This window comes from Comamonas aquatilis (genome assembly GCF_965139575.1).
Classification (GTDB): domain Bacteria; phylum Pseudomonadota; class Gammaproteobacteria; order Burkholderiales; family Burkholderiaceae_C; genus Comamonas; species Comamonas aquatilis.
The window spans coordinates 291,916-307,607 of sequence record NZ_CBCSIW010000003.1; the positions used below are offsets into that span (position 1 = coordinate 291,916).

Genomic DNA, 15,692 nt, shown 5'->3' on the forward strand with positions numbered 1-15,692 from the left:
GCAAGCGGGGCGAACGCAGTGAGGATGGATGTTTTCATCAAAAACGCCACCCTGACTTCAATCTGAGCGATACCAAGCCGCCAGTTGCTGGCGGCTCATCCAACCAGCGGTTTCTTCATGACATCCAAGTCCACGACGCATCGCAAAGAGGCCCAGGCGGCGGCCGCTGAGTTCGAGCCTGAATTTGTCGCCGGTTTGCGCGAGATATTCGAATTGCGCGTGGCCTTCAATCAGACCATCGGCCTGAAGATTGCTGACATCACGCCCACGCTGGTGCAAGGTCATATCGCCATGCGGCCCGATCTCATCGGTCATGCGGCATATGAGCGCATTCATGGCGGCGTCATCAGCGCGGGGCTGGACTCCATGGGCGGCCTGGCGGTGATGGCCGCCATTGCGGCGCGGCATATGGAGGACACGCCCCAGCAACGTCTACAGCGTTTCTCGCGTCTGGGCACGATTGATTTGCGCGTGGACTATATGCGGCCCGGCATCGGCAAGGCGTTTTTGCTGCGTGCCGAGGTGCTGCGCCTGGGCTCGCGCGTGGCCAATACGCGCATGGAGTTTCTGTCGGAAGCGGGCGAGTTGCTGTCCGTGGGGTCTGCGGCCTATATCGTCTCCTGAAACGATAGCTGCAAGCGCATTCAGATCAATGACTTCAATTGAGATTGATGGAATTTTTAGGGCAGTGCAATCGCAGCCAGCTATCAATCTGAAAGCGTTGCGGTTTGGCGCCGCCAGGATGCAGCGAAATCCTTCATTTGGTGAGATCAGGCAATGCTTGCAAGTACATGCTACAAGTGAATGGTTTGGTTACCGATATTGCGAGATGGCGGCAGTTGTAGCCACTTGTCATGCCTAGGATACGGTTTTTCTGACAAGGAGATTCAGGCATGGCTGTGCAGAACCCGTTTTTTGGCAAGCGCGATACCGACACTTTCCCCCCCCGTAGCACCACACCGGGCTTGACTCCCTCCGGCAGCAGCTTGGCCGGAGCCGGCCCTGCAGGTGTGAACAATCTTGCCTCCAATGCACGCAGCACTTCAGTGCCTGTGGCGGCCCCGGTCTCGGTGCCTGATTTCGCAGCCCCCGATATGGGCGGCAGCAAGCTCACGGTAGGCCCCAATATCAAGCTCAAGGGCGTGGAAATCACCGACTGCGACACCCTGGTGGTCGAAGGCACGGTGGAGGCGACCATGAACTCGCGCGTCATCCGCATTGCCGAGCAGGGCGCTTTTCACGGTACGGCCGAGATTGATATTGCCGAAATTCGTGGCGAGTTCAACGGCACGCTGACCGTGCGCGAGAAGCTGGTGATTTTTGGCACCGGCAAGGTCAGCGGCAAGATCCGCTATGGCAAGGTGGTGATCGAGGAGGGCGGTCAGCTGTCCGGCCAGATCGAAGCCGGCATCAGCGGCAAGACCGCCCCCCTGTTCGCTGCCAAGCCCGTGGCGGTGGAGAGCGTGGCACAAGCCGTGTCTGCCGCCTGAGCGCACTGCTGCCAGCCAACAAAAAAGCGACCTGTCTAGGTCGCTTTTTTCATGGGGCATCGGCCCACGCGGGTGATTGCAGCTGATGCCCAGGGCAGGCGTGCTCAATCCTTTTTGGCAGCGGCGCTTTGCTTGTCCAGCTTTTCGCGCCAGGCGCGGGTCTGGGGCGTGTCGGGCAGGGCCTGGGGCTTGCCCGTGGCATCGATGGCCACATAGGTCAGGCGGGCTTCGGTGACCTTCACATAGTGGCCCTGATCGGAAAAACGCTCGGCAAACACTTCCACATTCACCGTCACCGAGGTGCGGCCCACGTGCTGCACGCCGGCATAAAAGGACAGGATGTCGCCCACGCGCACAGGCTGTTTGAAGATGAATTCGTTGACCGCCACCGTCACCATGCGGGTGTGGCTGATGCGCTGAGGCAAAACCGAGCCCGCCAGGTCCACCTGGGCCATGACCCAGCCGCCGAAGATATCGCCATTGGCGTTGACATCTGCGGGCATGGGCACGACTTTGAGTACCAGTTCCTTATCTTCGGGCAAAGGTTGGGAGGGAAGGTCTGGGCGTGGCGGCATGTGCACAATCGGGGGAAAACAAAACTCCTTGAATTGTCCTCTATGCGTCGTGACAGCGGTAGCTCTAAGGATTTACCCTTAGATTCCATGGCAGCATCTGCTGCGCAAACTGAAAAATCCAAAGACTGGAATGCACTCGGGCGTCTGCTGCCCTATCTGTGGCAGTACAAATGGCGCGTGATCGCCGCGCTGCTCTTCATGATTGGCGCCAAGCTGTCCAACGTGGGCGTGCCGGTGTTGCTCAAGCATCTGGTGGATGCCCTGGATATTAAATCCGGTCAGGCCCAGGCCTTGCTGGTGGTGCCCGTGGGCTTGCTGGTGGCCTATGGCTTGCTGCGCTTTTCCAGCACCATGTTTACCGAGCTGCGCGATCTGGTTTTTGCCAAGGCCACGCAAGGCACGTCGCGTGCGATTGCGCTGTCCACCTTCGAGCATCTGCATGCTCTGTCGCTGCGTTTCCACCTGGAGCGCCAGACCGGCGGCATGACCCGCGACATAGAGCGGGGTGTGCGCAGCACCGAGTCGCTAATCTCGTACTCGCTGTACTCCATCCTGCCCACGCTGATCGAGATGGGTCTGGTGCTGGGCATTCTGGCCCTGCGCTTTGATGTGTGGTTTGCCGTCATCACCTTGTCGGCGCTGGTGTTCTACATCTTCTTCACGGTGACGGTGACCGAGTGGCGCACGCGCTTTCGCAAGGAGGCCAATGCGCAGGAGTCTGCCGCCCATACCAAGGCCATTGATTCGCTGCTGAACTACGAGACCGTCAAGTACTTCAACAACGAAAAATTCGAGGCCGAGCGCTACGACGAAAACCTGGAAAAACTGCGCCGCGTGCGCCTCAAGAGCCAGACCACGCTGAGCATGCTCAACTGCGGTCAGCAGCTCATCATCGGCTCGGCGCTGGTGGCAATTTTGTGGCGTGCCACGCAAGGCGTGGTCGATGGGCGGCTGACGCTGGGCGATCTGGTCATGATCAACGCCTTCATGATCCAGCTCTATATTCCGCTCAACTTTCTGGGCGTGATCTATCGCGAGATCAAGCAAAGCCTGGCCGATCTCGACCGCATGTTCTTGCTCATGGACAAGGAGCGCGAGGTGGCCGACCGGCCGGGCGCGCTGGCGCTGCAGATCAGCAACCCGCCGCCGGAGGTGCGCTTTGAGAACGTGCAGTTTGCCTATGACCCGGCGCGGCCCATCCTGCATGACGTGAGCTTTACCATTCCCGCCGGCAAGACGGTGGCCGTGGTCGGCCCTTCGGGCTCCGGCAAGAGCACGCTGGCGCGCCTGCTGTTTCGTTTCTATGACGTGCAGGGCGGCCAGATACGGATTGCCGGCCAGGACATCCGTGAGGTGACGCAGACCAGCGTGCGCGGCGCCGTAGGCATCGTGCCGCAAGACACGGTGCTCTTCAACGACACGGTGGAATACAACATCGCCTACGGCCAGCCCGGTGCCTCGCATGCGCAGGTGGTAGCTGCCGCCAAGGCGGCGCGGATTCACGATTTCATTCACAGCACGCCGCAAGGCTATGCCACCCGCGTGGGCGAGCGCGGTCTCAAACTCTCGGGTGGGGAAAAGCAGCGCGTGGCCATTGCCCGCACCTTGCTCAAGAACCCGCCGATTCTGATCTTTGACGAGGCCACCTCCGCTTTAGATAGCGCCAACGAGCGCGCCATCCAGAACGAGTTGCGCTCTGCCGCCCAGGGCAAGACCTCGCTGGTGATTGCCCACCGCCTCTCCACCGTGGTCGATGCCCACGAGATCCTGGTCATGGACAGCGGTCGCATCATCGAGCGCGGCACGCACGAGGAACTACTGGCCGAAGGCGGGCGCTATGCCAGCATGTGGAATTTGCAGAATGCAGTGGAGGATGCCGAGAGCTAGGCGTGCGCGCGCCGTGTTAGAGCGGCGCTGATTGAACCCTGGCTTGGATGGATGTGCAGCTGGTTTTGTGTGATTAAAAGGCTGTCCTGCGGCTATCGGGCTTGAATTCCAACTTCGTGGATTTTCTTGCCCCAGATGTCGTAGTCGTTATGTATTCGATCGCGCAGCTTGGCCGCCGTGGATGACTGCGACTGCATTCCCATACCCTGAAGTTTTGTCGCAACTTCAGCTTGGTTGACGGCTTTTTGCAAAGCACCTTCCAATCGTTTGAGCACCGGCGTCGACAAGTTTTTGGGTGCCACAAGCCCATACCAGGAGTTAAGGCCGAAGGGGATGCCCAGCTCTTTGAACGTTGGGGCATCGGGGAACATGGGGGAGCGCTGCGGGGACGTCACAGCCAGCACCCGTACCGCACCGGCCTTGGCTTGTGTAGATGCCAGGCCCCAGCCGCCAAAAGTGGCGTTGATCTCTCCGCTCAGCATGCCCATCAGTGCTTCGTTGGAGCCTTTGTAGGGAATATGTTGGATATCCAATCCTGCGGACTTCTTCATTACCTCGCCGCTCACATGGCCCGCGCTGCCCTCACCCCATGAGCCGAAGCTGAGTTTTCCCTGATTGGCTTTGGCGCGGCTGGCCAGCTCGGCGTATGAGCCAATGGGCGATTTCGTCGGCACCATCAAAGCATTTCCTGAGACCGAAATGAGGCCGATGGGGCTGATGTCGGTCAGCGGGTCGAACAGTTTTTTGACGATCAGATGTGGAGACAAGGCCAGCACCGCTTGGTACACGATGCCGATCGTATACCCATCAGGTTTTGCCGCGGCAACCGAGGCCACGCCAATCAGTCCTCCGGCTCCAACTTTGTTGTCCACGACAATGGGCTGCCCCAGGTCTGTCGTCATGTACTGAGCGAGAAGGCGGGCCAAGATGTCTGGCTCACCCCCGGCAGTCGCGGGAACAATGAGTCGAATGGGGCGTGTGGGATAGCTTGCATCGCCTTGCGCCGCGGCGGTCAGTGAAATGCAGCAGAGCGAGGCAATGGCGCTCAAACGCATGAAGATTTTTTTCATGATGATTTTCTGTGTCATGACGGCTAACGGTTCGCGTTTTCCCAGATCAGATCGGCGGCTTTTTCGCCAATCGCAATCGATGCGGCATTGGTGTTTGATGAAGGCATGGTGGGCATGATGGAAGAGTCCACGACACGCAAGGCTTGGGTGCCACGTACGCGCAAAGCAGAATCAACCACGGCGTTCGGATCGGCCTCTGTCCCCATCTTGCAAGTTCCAATCGGATGCCAGGAGGTCTGCCCGCAGCTGCGTATGTATTGCAGCAATTCATCTTCCGATTGCACGTCAATGCCTGGCCGGGTCTCGCGTTTCACAAAGCTGGCCAGCGACGGCTGTTCCACCACTTTTCGGGCCAGGCGCAGCGCTGAAAGCATGACCTCCACGTCGTCGGCGGCTTTCAAGTAGCAAGGATCCATGGCCGGATCATCCAGTGCCGAGGGCGACTTTGCGTGAATCCAGCCGCGCGAGCTCGGCCGTAGCTGAAACAGTCCGATGCCGAACCCGGGGAACTGGTCCGACCCTGCACCCTTGGTGCGAGAGTAGCGATCGGCTCCGCTCAGGTGGTGCATTTGAATCTTCACCATGGGACGGCTTTGTCCTGGCGCCGTACGTGCCAGGGCATGGGCAGTGGCCGACGGCGAGGTCATCATGCCGCGCCGCGTGAGCAGGTATTGCGCCCCCATCAAGGCTTGGCGCCAAGGGCTTGAAATGATTTCATTGAGCGTGACTCGCTGGCTTGCTTCGAAAGTGATGCGAGCTTGCAGATGATCGATCAGGTTCTCTCCAACGCCTGGGGAGTGGGCGATGACGGGTACACCCAGTTCCTGAAGACGTTCTGCCTGCCCAACGCCCGAAAGCTCCAGCAACTGAGGAGATTTGATAGGCCCTGCGGACAAGATAACTTCCGAGCGCGCACGGACCTCTCGGCGCTGCCCGCCTTGCAGGTATTCCACGCCTACGGCGCGCTTTCCCTCGAACAGGACGCGTAAGACTTGAGCTTGTGTGCGCAGCTCAAGTCCGGCAGGAATGTCCGAATCCAGATAGCCACGTGCCGTACTGCAGCGCTGGCCGGAGCGTGTGCTCAGTTGCAGAAAAGAGGCGCCCTCATAGGATCGTCCGTTGTAGTCAGGCGTTCGAGGAATTCCAGCCTGCTCGCAAGCCTGCACAAAAGCCGCGCCTAGTGGATGAGGATCATCCGCCAGGTTCGTAATACCTATGGGTCCATCACGACCTCTGAGGGAGGCATCGCCGAAGCGATAGGATTCCAGTCGCTGGAAATAGGGCAACAGGTCGTCGTATCCCCAGCCGGCGTTGCCTAATTCGCGCCAATGATCGAATTCACGCGGCTCACCGCGCACGAAAATCATGCCGTTGACCGAGCTGGAGCCGCCTGGCATGCGGCCGCGAGGCCAGTAAATCGATTGGCCGCCCAGCTGAGGCTGCGGTTCGGTATGGAAAGGCCACACATATTTGGGGTTCGTCAAAAGCTTGCCAATTCCCAGTGGCACACGTACCCAGAAGTCCTTGTGGCGTGGCGCACCCGCTTCCAGCAGCAGTACGCGAGTACCAGGGTGTTCAGCCAAGCGCCGTGCTACGGCTGCTCCTGAAGAGCCGGCGCCAATGACGATGTAGTCGAAGGATTCAGACTCGTTCATCACAGCACCTCGGCATTCAGCAACTGTTGCATGGCGCGTGCTTCGATGCCCATGCGTTCAAATTGATAGTCCGGCATTTCTGCTTGCTCGAACCCTGGCTCTGCACGGCTGGGTGATGGTTCGACTTTCAGTTCCACGAAGACCGGCCCCGCAAAGTTTTGTATTTCCGCGAAGCGCGCTTCCCAGGCTGCAGCATCTTCTATGGTGTACACATGCCGGTATCCGGCGTTGCGCGCTGCTTCCGCAAAATTGAAATCCGTCGCTGGTGCATCCAGATTGGCCAGGCCCGTGAACTGGGTGCCATTCTTGATCAGCAGATGGATTAGATTGCCAGCACCTGCCTGAGACACGGTGACCAGGCTGCTGAGTTCCATCAGCAAGCTGGCATCTCCATCGACCACAATCACTTTGCGCTCTGGTTTGGCCAGTGCCAACCCCAGTCCCAGACCTGCGGCACCTCCCATGAGTGGCACGGAACTGAGTCTTGCCGCCTTGGGGGCGGGGCTGACAAAGGCAGGGTCAGCCTCCAAAAAATCAAAGGCCCGCATGGCGCTCATGGTTGCGATGAGCAGAGAGTCTTCACTGCGCTGCGCGGCGACGACACCGCAGGCTTGTTGCATGTTCATCATGATGACTTATCTCCAGGACATGGGTGCGCCGACGATCAGAATCGAAGCCGTTCGTCGCTGATGTGCAATCTCGTAGGCTTTTTCGATCTGGCCGACATCTGCATCGCTGTCCAAGCGGATCCAGGGAATGTCCAACGCATCGAGCACCGGTTCCATGATGCGGACCATGGTGCGACGCGATTGCTTGGGATCCTGACCGATGTTGCTGAACTCGCGTCCGAACTGTCCCACTATAAAAACCAAGGGGATTTGCGCATCCAGGCAAACAGCACGCAGCGTGTTGATGCAGTTGTAGAGCCCCTGGTTCTGCATGACCAGCAGAGGCTTGCGACCGGCAATGCTCAAACCTGCGGCGGTGGTGACGCATTGGTTCTCGTTGCAGGCATTGAGCATGCGAATGCCCGGTGTTTTTTGTAGATGGGAGTGCAGTGATAATTGCACCCAGTCAGGAACGGTGACCACATGATCAACGCCCGCACGCTGTAGTGCGCTAACGGCCACGGAGGCTGTAATTGAGGGAAATGTTGAGGTCACGGATTGCTTGTCACTGAGTTGAAGGTCTGCGCAGTATGCGAACGCCATCTCTCTCAGTCAGTCTGTCCCCCGACACAGCTATTGAGGGTTTGTTCGTAATGCATGACGCCACGGTTCGCATCCAGAAGGTTCTAGCCAACGTCTCTTGGTTGAGTGCTTGCAGTGAAGCCGCTCTCCAGTACCTTGCTGCACATGCAACGCTGGAGCTGGTGGCGGATGGAAGCACCGTGACCTGGCGCGGTCACCAGATGACGCACTTGCTGATTCCTGCGCAAGGCGTGCTTGAGCTGAGCATCACCAATGCACAGGGCAAGCGCCATGTGATCAACCGGCAGGAGCCCGGTCAGGTCTTTGGTCTGATTCCGGTGCTGGAGGATTCCGAAGCGATTCATGATGCGGTTGCGCGCGGAGCCTGTGAACTCGTGCGCGTGCCGCAGGCGGAGCTACGACTGGCAATGCGCACCTATCCTGAGCTGAATGACCAGATCATTCGCCTGCTTTGTGCAAGAGCCCGCGAGACTTACCAAGCCTTGGCCGCGCAGACGCTCATGGCGATGCCAAGCCGTCTTGCACGCGTGCTGCTGTCCCAGGTTCGAGGCCCTGGGCCTCACACCTTGGTCATGACCCAAGCCGACCTGGCCGATATGCTGGGCATCACCCGGCAGAGCCTCAATGTGGAGCTCAAGCGGCTGGAGCGCCAGGGAATGGTCGGAATCGGACGAGGTCGCATCGACATCCAGGATCAAGCAAAGTTGGCGCAGCTGGCTACCGATTTGGAGTGAAGGCCGGTTACGGCCTATGGTTTGTCCGCAAGCGGTTTGTCGGGTCGCCGACTGACGCATCCGACTAGGGTGTCGAGACTGCTCTCCACTGCAAGCAATCCTCTCGTCTGGGTAGTCAGAAATCCTCTGGCTTGGCGAGATCGGCTTGAAAGGAGAGCACCTTGGCAATGATTCGACGCCGCACTTTGATCGCCACGGCGCTGGCATCACAGGCGATCCCTCGCATGGCTTGGGCCCAATCAAGCGCTTTTAGCCGCCCTTTGAAAATCATTGTTCCTCTGCAGGCCGGAGGGTCGGCAGATATCAGCACGCGCCTGATCGCAAACAGCTTGCAGCACCGGCTGAAGCAGCCCGTCATCGTGGATAACAAACCCGGTGGCAGCTTTGTCATCGGCATGCAGGCGCTGGCCATGGCTCCGGCGGATGGACAAACGCTCATCTCCATCAATACGGGCATGCTGGCTTCGCAGGTCACGATGAAGCGCTATGACATGCTGAAGTCTCTGGCGTTGATCACGCAATACAGCAAGACGCCAACGCTTTTCGTGGTTCCGGCGCAATCGCGGTTTAAAACCTTTGCCGAGCTGATTGCATTTGCCAAAAAGAAGCCAGGCAAGCTGAATTTCGGCTCGTTAGGCACGGGTGGGCTGGAGCATTTATGGGTCACCATGCTCAGCCGCTCCGTAGGCGCCGAGTTCACCCATATTCCCTTCAAGGGAATGCCGGATGCCATCACCGCTTTGGTGCAAGGAGAGCTGGACTTTGTGCCTTGCGTAATGTCTTCTGCCTTGCCCTTTGTGCAAAAAGGCATGCTGCGGGCTCTGTGCGTTCTGTCCGATGAACGGAGCGCGTTTCTGCCAGATCTGGCAAGCATGAAGGAGCAGGGAGTCAACGTGCCGCCCATGGAGTTCTGGAGTGGTCTGGCTGCTCGCCAAGGAACGCCTTTGCCCGTGATCGAGCAACTGAGGCAGGAAATCGTGAAGGTGATGGCCGAGCCGGATATGAAGCTGCGCATGGACGAAAGAGGCGCGACCATATTGACCAGCGCAAATTCCGACAACTTTTCGACCTTGCTCAAGGCGGATTGGTCATGGATGAACAAAGTGGCTCAGGACGCCAGTATTCGGGCCGAGATAGCTGGCTGACGCGGCAGCGTAAGCCCATTCACGGCCGTTTGTGTGAGGAGTCTGTACAGGGCAGACAATGGCTTTTTTGTGATGGCGCGGTCCTGTGTACCAGGCCGGCCCTTTGAGCCATGAAACCTGCCCTGCTAGTTCTGAATCTCCAAGTTCCCGCCCATCTGCAGCAGATGGAGCAGAGCTTTCCCGACTTTGACATGATCTATGCCCCCGAGGCCGATCAGTGCGAAGCCGCCATAGCGGCGCATGGCGCGCGCGTGCTGTGCGTGTGCACGATTGGCTCCACGGGCCTGTCGGCGGCCCAGATGCAGCGCATGCCCAAGCTCTCGCTGGTCTGTGCCATGGGTGCGGGTTACGAGAACATCGACGTGGCTTATGCCAAGGCGCATGGGATTGCGGTGGGCAATGGCGCAGGCACGAATGACGAGTGTGTGGCCGATCACGCCATGGGCTTGATGATTGCGGCCGTGCGCGGCATCGTTCGTTATGACAAGGCCACGCGCGCCGGCACCTGGCGCTCGGCCTTGCCGCTGCCGCCCAATGTGTCGGGCAAGCGGCTGGGCATTGTGGGACTGGGCACGATAGGGGCCAAGATCGCCAAGCGCGCTGCGGCCTTCGATATGCCTGTGGGCTATCACAACCGCAAACCGCGCGAAGGCGTGAGCCATCAGTACTTCGATAGCCTGCTGGCGCTGGCCGCCTGGGCTGATGTGCTGCTGGTGGCCACGCCTGGCGGTGCCGGCACCTCGCACCTGATCAACACCGAGGTGCTCAACGCGCTGGGCGAGAAGGGCTTTCTGGTCAATATCGCGCGCGGTTCGGTGGTCGATACCCAGGCCCTGGCCGATGCGGTGCGCAGCGGCCGCGTGGCCGGTGCGGGGCTGGATGTGTATGAAAGCGAGCCGCTGCCGCCGCAGGAGCTGCTGGAGCTGGATGCCGTGGTGCTGACGCCCCATGTGGCCGGCTGGTCGCCCGAGGCGGTGCAGAACTCGGTGGACCGTTTCATCGCCAATATGCGCTGTTATCTCGATGGCCAGCCGCTGGTGTCGCCCATCTGATCTGCTATTGATTTAAAAGCTTTATGCGCTTGATATGGCTTGATTTCAGGGTGGATTCATTTTGAGATCAAGGCAGAGAAAGCGCTACACGCTCTGCTGGTGATAGCAATAAGAAATCCCCGCACGGATTGCTCCGGCGGGGATTTTTCATGGGCAGCTCAGATTACTTCTGGCTGGCGGCAATGGCTTTTTCAGCCTTGTCCACCAGAGGTGCACCGACCTGGCTCTTCCACTTGTCGTACACGGGGCGGGTGGCCTTCACAAAGGCTTCGCGCTCGGCTGCCGTCGGGGTGGTGACGGTGACGCCCAGGCTGGTGAGTTCCTTGATCAAAGGCTTGTCGGCTTCCACCAGTCCCTTGCGGGCAATGGCGATTTCTTCCTTGGCGGCATCCAGCGCGGCTTGCTTGACGATGGCCTGGTCGGCAGGCGTCCAGCTGCTCCACACTTCCTTGTTCACCACAAAGATCAGCGGGTCGTTCATATAGCCCCACATGGTCAGGTGCTTCTGGCCCACGGTTTGCAGCTTGGCGGCCATGTACACGCCGATGGGGTTCTCCTGGCCGTCCACGGCGCTGCTGGCCATGGCGGGCTGGGCATCGGCCCAGCTCATCTGCGTGGGGTTGGCGCCCAGGGCGGTGAAGGTGTCCAGGAACAGGGGCGAACCCACGACGCGGATCTTCATGCCTTTGAGATCGGCCGGCGTCTTGATGGCGTGCTTGGAGTTGGAGATTTCGCGGTAGCCGTTCTCGCCCCAGGCCAGGGGCACGACGCCGCCTTTTTCCAGGGTCTTGAAGATTTCCTGGCCCACTTCACCTTGGGTCACGGCGTCTACAGCCTTGAAATTGGGGAAGAGGAAGGGCATGGAAAACAGGTTCAGCGACTTGACCTGGGGCGACCAGTTGATGGTCGAGCCCACGGCCATGTCGATCACGCCCTGGCGCAGAGCCGAGAACTCACGGGTCTGGTCGCCCTGCACCAGCGAGGTGCCGGGGTAGAGCTTGATGTTGATGCGGCCCTGGGTGCGTTCGCGCACCTTGTTGGCCCACAGCTCGCCGCCCTTGCCCCAGGGGAAGGCCGTGCCGAGCACCAGGGACATGCGGTACTCGCTCTTGTACTTGGTCTCTGCCATGGCCATGGGCGAAGCAAAGGCGAGGGCCGCAGCGGCCGCCACGGCGGAGGTCAGGAATGTGCGCAGTTTCATTGAGTTGTCTCCTTTTAAGAAATCTTGCAGTGCTTGTTTACCTGAGAGCACTGCTTTTTGAACAAGCATGATTCATGTCAGCAGACACCGCGCAAGGGCCGCCCCGCCGCGCTGGTGTCGTCCCTCTTCCGAAGAGAAAGGGGAAGCGGCGGGGCCGCCTAGGCAAAGCCGCTCAGGGGGTTAGTAACCCAGTTTTGCAGGCAGCCACAGCGCCAGTTGCGGGAAGGCAATCACCAGCAGCATCACCAGGAACATGGCCAACAGCATCCAGCCCACCCAGCGCACGGTGGATTCCATGCGCACGCCGGCGATGCGGCAGCTGACCATCAGGTTCACGGCCAGCGGCGGCGTGAACTGACCCAGTGCCACCTTGAGTGTGAGGATGACGCCAAACCACACGGGATCCCACTGGTAGTGGTTCATGATGGGCAGCAGCAGGGGCACAAAGATCAGGAAGATGGAAATGCCGTCGAGGAACATGCCCACGGTGATCAGCAGCAGGATCAGCAGGCCCAGCACGCCGTACTCGCCCAGGCCGGAGTTGACGATGGCATTGGCCACCGGATCGATCACGCCCAGCGTGGACAGCGAGAAGGCAAAGATCCCGGCCAGCGAGACCACCAGCAAGATCACGGCCGACAGCTCGCCCGCTTCGCGCAGGATGGTGAAGAGATCGCGCACACCAATCGTGCGGTGAATCACCATGCCTACGAACAGGCCGTAGAACACGGCGACCACGGCGGCTTCGGTGGGCGTGAACCAGCCCAGGCGCATACCGCCCAGGATCAGAACCGGGGCAGCCAGACCCCAGGCCGCTTCGCGCAGGCTCTTCCAGAACGGCGGGCGGGGCATGGAGGCTTCGAGTGCGCCCATCTTGTGCTTGCGGGCCATCCACACGGCGGGCACGATCAGAGCGATACCGGCCAGCAGACCCGGAATCATGCCGGCGGCAAACAGCGCGGGAACCGAAGCACCGGGCACCAGCACGGAGTAGATGATGAAGGCCACGGAAGGCGGAATCAGGATGTCGGTGGCGGCCGCAGCACCGACCACGCTGGCCGAGAAGCTTCTGGGGTAGCCGGCGCGGCTCATGGCCGCAATCATCACGCCGCCCACGGCCGCCGCATTGGCGGGGCCGGAGCCGGAAATTCCACCCAGAAACATGGCGACGGCAATCGCCACCAGCGGCAGCATGCCGGGGCCGCGGCCGACGATGGCCACCGCAAAATTGACCAGGCGCAGCGCCACGCCGGAGCGGTCAAAAATCGAGCCCACCAGCACAAACATGGGAATGGCCAGCAGCGGATATTTGCCCAGGCCCGCGTAGAAGTTCTGCGGCACGGCCAGCAGGCCAAACCATTGCGTATCGGCATTGGCCAGGGCAATGGCGGCGGCACCGGCCAGGCCCAGAGCGGCGCCAATCGGCACGCCGATGAACATCAGGCCCAGAAAGGCCACAAACAGCAAGGTAGCAATCATGCGATCTCCTTGCTGTGATCTCTTTCCACGGGCTCTTCGGTAAACGCGCCGGGCTTGCCCTGGCGAATGAACAGGCCGATGGCACGCAAGGTGACCAGGGTGGAGACTATGGGCAGCCAGATGGAGTACCACCACTGCGGCACGCCAATACCGGGCGAGGTTTCCTCAAAACGGAAATCATCCCAGACCACGCGCACGCTGAGCACGGCGATCAGCGCAAACAGCAGCGCCACCATGGCCGAGCCAAAGCGCGCCAGCGCTTTGCGGCGGGCGAGGGAGCCGCTGTCGGAGAAGAACTCAATGCGGATGTGCTGGTCCCGGGCCACGGCGGCGGAACCCGCCACCAGAGCCAGCAAGATCATCAGAAAGACGGAAATTTCTTCCGTCCAGGCGAATGAGGAATTGGTGAAATAGCGCACCAGAACGTTGGCAAAAGTGATCAGGGCGAGTGCCGCCATGATGATCACGGTGAGCCAGTCTTCAATGCGCAAAGAGCGGGGTTCGTCCGGGCGTGCACCAGAGCTAGGTGCACCGTCATCGGTCTCGGGAGGTGTGGAGGGCATGAACGCGGGAAGTCAGAAAAACACACATGGGTCGGGGCGCGCTTGCATGCGGCACGCGATCCGCGTGCGCGCTTCAAGGGGGCGCCCTTATGCTGTCCCTCTGCCGCCGCGGCGTTGTGCACCGAGAGGCATGGAGCTTGAGGCATCGGGTGGAGGCCTACAAACATTATCAAGGTATCTATGTCACATAGCTAACTTCTGGTGACAGGCATTTCCCTAGCTGGCAGTCGCTGACAGGGCTTGCCGCACTAAGCTGGTGCAGGGCAGCGGATAATGGGGCTTATGGAAACCAAATGGCTTGAAGATTTCGTCAGTCTGGCTGAAACGCGCAGTTTCAGCCGCTCGGCTCAATTGCGCCATGTGACGCAGCCCGCTTTTTCGCGCCGCATTCAGGCACTGGAAGCCTGGGCGGGCACCGATCTGGTCGATAGAAGCTCCTACCCCACCCGTCTCACGCCTGCCGGCAAGACCATGTACGAGCAGGCGCTGGAGATGCTGCAGTCGCTGCAAAGCACCCGTACCATGCTGCGCGCCCATGTGAGCGCGGGCAAAGGCATGGTGGGCTTTGCCGTGCCGCATACGCTGGCGTTCACTTTTTTCCCCAACTGGGTCTCGGCCGTGCATGAAAAGTTCGGTCCGTTCCGCAGCCGGCTGTTTGCTCTCAATGTGCACGATGCGGTGATGCGCCTGGTCGAGGGTGGTTGCGATCTGCTGATTGCCTACTACCACTCATCCCAGCCATTTCAGCTGGACCCGGCGCGCTACGAGATGGTCAGCCTGGGGCATGAGGTGCTGGCGCCGTACTCCAAGCCCGATGCGAGCGGCAAGCCGATTTTCGTCCTGCCGGGCCGCCAGGGTCAGCCGCTGCCCTATTTGGGCTATGCCGCAGGTGCCTATTTGGGTCGCGTGACGGAATTGATTCTGAAGGAAGCGTCCGAGGCCGTGCACCTGGAGCGCGTCTACGAAACCGATATGGCGGAAGGTCTCAAGGCCATGGCGCTTGAAGGTCATGGCGTGGCTTTCCTGCCTTACAGCGCTGTGCGTGGCGAGCTGGAAAGCGGTCGTCTGGTCAGTGCCGTGCCGGACGGCATGAAAGGCTTTCAGATGGATATGGAAGTGCGCGCTTACCGGGAAAAGCCCGCTGGCGATGCACCTCAAGGCGGAGCTGCTGCGCTGTGGAACTTCCTCAAGGAGCAGGGTGAGACGGCTAACGGCGAAGCCAGGGCGGTCTGAGGCCGCAACCGCGCATTCACATTCATCCAATCACAGGGGCCCGATGGGCCCCTTTTTCATGGCTTGCCCAAGCCCGTAGGTCGATGAATTGCGTATTATGGTTATGCCTAGGGTTTACACTGAATATGCAAGTTGTGCATAAGGCCTTTTATCATCGGCATTGGCTTTTGCTAGCACTAAAGCATTAGAGTGCGCCTCTTGCAAGAAAAACGCGGTTGTTTGTGGCACAGGCTTTGCTAGTGTTCTTCTGGGCTGAAGTAGGTGTTTGCATTGCCTGCCTGGACTAGGGGAAGTACTAGAAATGTTTGCCGCCCAGCTGCGTACAAGACTGCACAATGTGTTGAGTTCCATCCCATTCATCAGCATTGGCCGATTCGCCCACGAGGCGTCGGCCGTG

16 protein-coding genes are annotated in these 15,692 nt (G+C 59.9%); 7 read left to right on the forward strand and 9 right to left on the reverse strand.

Going from position 1 to position 15,692, the window contains the following annotated elements; translation table 11 throughout:
* The first annotated feature begins 117 nt into the window (after positions 1–117).
* Positions 118–624, forward strand: coding sequence for a thioesterase family protein (locus tag ACNAZA_RS06395; RefSeq protein WP_415795639.1), 507 nt, complete (start codon positions 118–120; stop codon positions 622–624).
* Positions 625–893: 269 nt separating this feature from the next.
* A complete protein-coding gene (locus ACNAZA_RS06400) occupies positions 894–1,490 on the forward strand; it encodes a bactofilin family protein (RefSeq protein WP_415795640.1) in 597 nt (198 codons plus the stop codon).
* 104 nt (positions 1,491–1,594) lie between these two features.
* On the opposite strand, the gene ACNAZA_RS06405 is transcribed toward ACNAZA_RS06400, so the two are convergent.
* Entirely contained in the window at positions 1,595–2,065 is a 471-nt protein-coding gene (locus tag ACNAZA_RS06405; protein ID WP_120971559.1) for an acyl-CoA thioesterase, read from the reverse strand.
* A gap of 87 nt (positions 2,066–2,152) precedes the next feature.
* Between ACNAZA_RS06405 and ACNAZA_RS06410 the strand changes: the two genes are divergently transcribed.
* Positions 2,153–3,952: an ABCB family ABC transporter ATP-binding protein/permease gene (locus ACNAZA_RS06410; RefSeq protein WP_415795642.1), complete on the forward strand. Its 1,800-nt coding sequence runs from the start codon at positions 2,153–2,155 to the stop codon at positions 3,950–3,952.
* A 92-nt stretch (positions 3,953–4,044) separates the two neighbouring features.
* Here ACNAZA_RS06410 and ACNAZA_RS06415 read toward each other — a convergent pair whose 3' ends face one another.
* Genes ACNAZA_RS06415 through ACNAZA_RS06430 form a run of 4 tightly spaced genes read right to left on the reverse strand, consistent with a single transcriptional unit; the run spans position 4,045 to position 7,888 of the window.
* The gene (locus ACNAZA_RS06415) at positions 4,045–5,022 is read right to left on the reverse strand and encodes a Bug family tripartite tricarboxylate transporter substrate binding protein (RefSeq protein ID WP_415795643.1); all 978 of its coding nucleotides are present in this window, start codon (positions 5,020–5,022) and stop codon (positions 4,045–4,047) included.
* Positions 5,023–5,045: 23 nt separating this feature from the next.
* Positions 5,046–6,677: a GMC family oxidoreductase gene (locus ACNAZA_RS06420; RefSeq protein ID WP_415795644.1), complete on the reverse strand. Its 1,632-nt coding sequence runs from the start codon at positions 6,675–6,677 to the stop codon at positions 5,046–5,048.
* Positions 6,677–7,306 (reverse strand): thiamine pyrophosphate-dependent enzyme, encoded by a 630-nt coding sequence (locus ACNAZA_RS06425; RefSeq protein ID WP_415795645.1) that lies wholly within the window; start codon positions 7,304–7,306, stop codon positions 6,677–6,679. The genes ACNAZA_RS06420 and ACNAZA_RS06425 overlap by 1 nt, the downstream gene beginning before the upstream one ends.
* A 6-nt stretch (positions 7,307–7,312) precedes the next feature.
* Entirely contained in the window at positions 7,313–7,888 is a 576-nt protein-coding gene (locus ACNAZA_RS06430) for a thiamine pyrophosphate-binding protein (RefSeq protein WP_415795646.1), read from the reverse strand.
* A 50-nt stretch (positions 7,889–7,938) separates the two neighbouring features.
* Between ACNAZA_RS06430 and ACNAZA_RS06435 the strand changes: the two genes are divergently transcribed.
* The gene (locus ACNAZA_RS06435; RefSeq protein ID WP_415795647.1) at positions 7,939–8,622 is read left to right on the forward strand and encodes a Crp/Fnr family transcriptional regulator; all 684 of its coding nucleotides are present in this window, start codon (positions 7,939–7,941) and stop codon (positions 8,620–8,622) included.
* Between the two features lie 115 nt (positions 8,623–8,737).
* Here the strand turns inward: ACNAZA_RS06435 and ACNAZA_RS06440 are convergent, their stop codons facing one another.
* A complete protein-coding gene (locus ACNAZA_RS06440) occupies positions 8,738–8,893 on the reverse strand; it encodes a hypothetical protein (RefSeq protein WP_415795761.1) in 156 nt (51 codons plus the stop codon).
* Between ACNAZA_RS06440 and ACNAZA_RS06445 the strand changes: the two genes are divergently transcribed.
* Both ACNAZA_RS06445 and ACNAZA_RS06450 read left to right on the forward strand, forming a co-directional pair.
* Entirely contained in the window at positions 8,847–9,767 is a 921-nt protein-coding gene (locus ACNAZA_RS06445; RefSeq protein WP_415795757.1) for a tripartite tricarboxylate transporter substrate binding protein, read from the forward strand. The two genes, ACNAZA_RS06440 and ACNAZA_RS06445, sit on opposite strands and share 47 nt — an antisense overlap.
* Before the next feature lie 110 nt (positions 9,768–9,877).
* Complete coding sequence (locus ACNAZA_RS06450) at positions 9,878–10,819, forward strand: 2-hydroxyacid dehydrogenase (protein WP_415795648.1); 942 nt, start codon at positions 9,878–9,880, stop codon at positions 10,817–10,819.
* Positions 10,820–10,982: 163 nt separating this feature from the next.
* Here the strand turns inward: ACNAZA_RS06450 and ACNAZA_RS06455 are convergent, their stop codons facing one another.
* From ACNAZA_RS06455 to ACNAZA_RS06465, 3 genes are all read right to left on the reverse strand, one after another.
* Complete coding sequence (locus ACNAZA_RS06455) at positions 10,983–12,020, reverse strand: DctP family TRAP transporter solute-binding subunit (protein WP_415795649.1); 1,038 nt, start codon at positions 12,018–12,020, stop codon at positions 10,983–10,985.
* Positions 12,021–12,200: 180 nt separating this feature from the next.
* Positions 12,201–13,499: a TRAP transporter large permease gene (locus ACNAZA_RS06460; RefSeq protein WP_415795650.1), complete on the reverse strand. Its 1,299-nt coding sequence runs from the start codon at positions 13,497–13,499 to the stop codon at positions 12,201–12,203.
* Positions 13,496–14,062 (reverse strand): TRAP transporter small permease, encoded by a 567-nt coding sequence (locus ACNAZA_RS06465; protein ID WP_415795652.1) that lies wholly within the window; start codon positions 14,060–14,062, stop codon positions 13,496–13,498. The genes ACNAZA_RS06460 and ACNAZA_RS06465 overlap by 4 nt, the downstream gene beginning before the upstream one ends.
* Before the next feature lie 282 nt (positions 14,063–14,344).
* On the opposite strand from ACNAZA_RS06465, the gene ACNAZA_RS06470 reads away from it, so the two are divergent.
* Positions 14,345–15,295, forward strand: coding sequence for a LysR family transcriptional regulator (locus tag ACNAZA_RS06470; protein ID WP_415795654.1), 951 nt, complete (start codon positions 14,345–14,347; stop codon positions 15,293–15,295).
* Positions 15,296–15,692: the final 397 nt, after the last annotated feature.

What these genes read in the sequence shown, in the direction of transcription:
- ACNAZA_RS06415 (WP_415795643.1), bottom strand. Translation starts at nt 5,022, where the DNA reads ATGAAAAAAATCTTCATGCGTTTGAGCGCCATTGCCTCGCTCTGCTGC.
- ACNAZA_RS06400 (WP_415795640.1), top strand. Translation starts at nt 894, where the DNA reads ATGGCTGTGCAGAACCCGTTTTTTGGCAAGCGCGATACCGACACTTTC.
- ACNAZA_RS06420 (WP_415795644.1), bottom strand. Translation starts at nt 6,677, where the DNA reads ATGAACGAGTCTGAATCCTTCGACTACATCGTCATTGGCGCCGGCTCT.
- ACNAZA_RS06460 (WP_415795650.1), bottom strand. Translation starts at nt 13,499, where the DNA reads ATGATTGCTACCTTGCTGTTTGTGGCCTTTCTGGGCCTGATGTTCATC.
- ACNAZA_RS06440 (WP_415795761.1), bottom strand. Translation starts at nt 8,893, where the DNA reads ATGATTTTCAAAGGGCGGCTAAAAGCGCTTGATTGGGCCCAAGCCATG.
- ACNAZA_RS06410 (WP_415795642.1), top strand. Translation starts at nt 2,153, where the DNA reads ATGGCAGCATCTGCTGCGCAAACTGAAAAATCCAAAGACTGGAATGCA.
- ACNAZA_RS06455 (WP_415795649.1), bottom strand. Translation starts at nt 12,020, where the DNA reads ATGAAACTGCGCACATTCCTGACCTCCGCCGTGGCGGCCGCTGCGGCC.
- ACNAZA_RS06395 (WP_415795639.1), top strand. Translation starts at nt 118, where the DNA reads ATGACATCCAAGTCCACGACGCATCGCAAAGAGGCCCAGGCGGCGGCC.
- ACNAZA_RS06450 (WP_415795648.1), top strand. Translation starts at nt 9,878, where the DNA reads ATGAAACCTGCCCTGCTAGTTCTGAATCTCCAAGTTCCCGCCCATCTG.
- ACNAZA_RS06405 (WP_120971559.1), bottom strand. Translation starts at nt 2,065, where the DNA reads ATGCCGCCACGCCCAGACCTTCCCTCCCAACCTTTGCCCGAAGATAAG.
- ACNAZA_RS06445 (WP_415795757.1), top strand. Translation starts at nt 8,847, where the DNA reads ATGGCTTGGGCCCAATCAAGCGCTTTTAGCCGCCCTTTGAAAATCATT.
- ACNAZA_RS06435 (WP_415795647.1), top strand. Translation starts at nt 7,939, where the DNA reads ATGCATGACGCCACGGTTCGCATCCAGAAGGTTCTAGCCAACGTCTCT.
- ACNAZA_RS06470 (WP_415795654.1), top strand. Translation starts at nt 14,345, where the DNA reads ATGGAAACCAAATGGCTTGAAGATTTCGTCAGTCTGGCTGAAACGCGC.
- ACNAZA_RS06430 (WP_415795646.1), bottom strand. Translation starts at nt 7,888, where the DNA reads ATGGCGTTCGCATACTGCGCAGACCTTCAACTCAGTGACAAGCAATCC.
- ACNAZA_RS06465 (WP_415795652.1), bottom strand. Translation starts at nt 14,062, where the DNA reads ATGCCCTCCACACCTCCCGAGACCGATGACGGTGCACCTAGCTCTGGT.
- ACNAZA_RS06425 (WP_415795645.1), bottom strand. Translation starts at nt 7,306, where the DNA reads ATGATGAACATGCAACAAGCCTGCGGTGTCGTCGCCGCGCAGCGCAGT.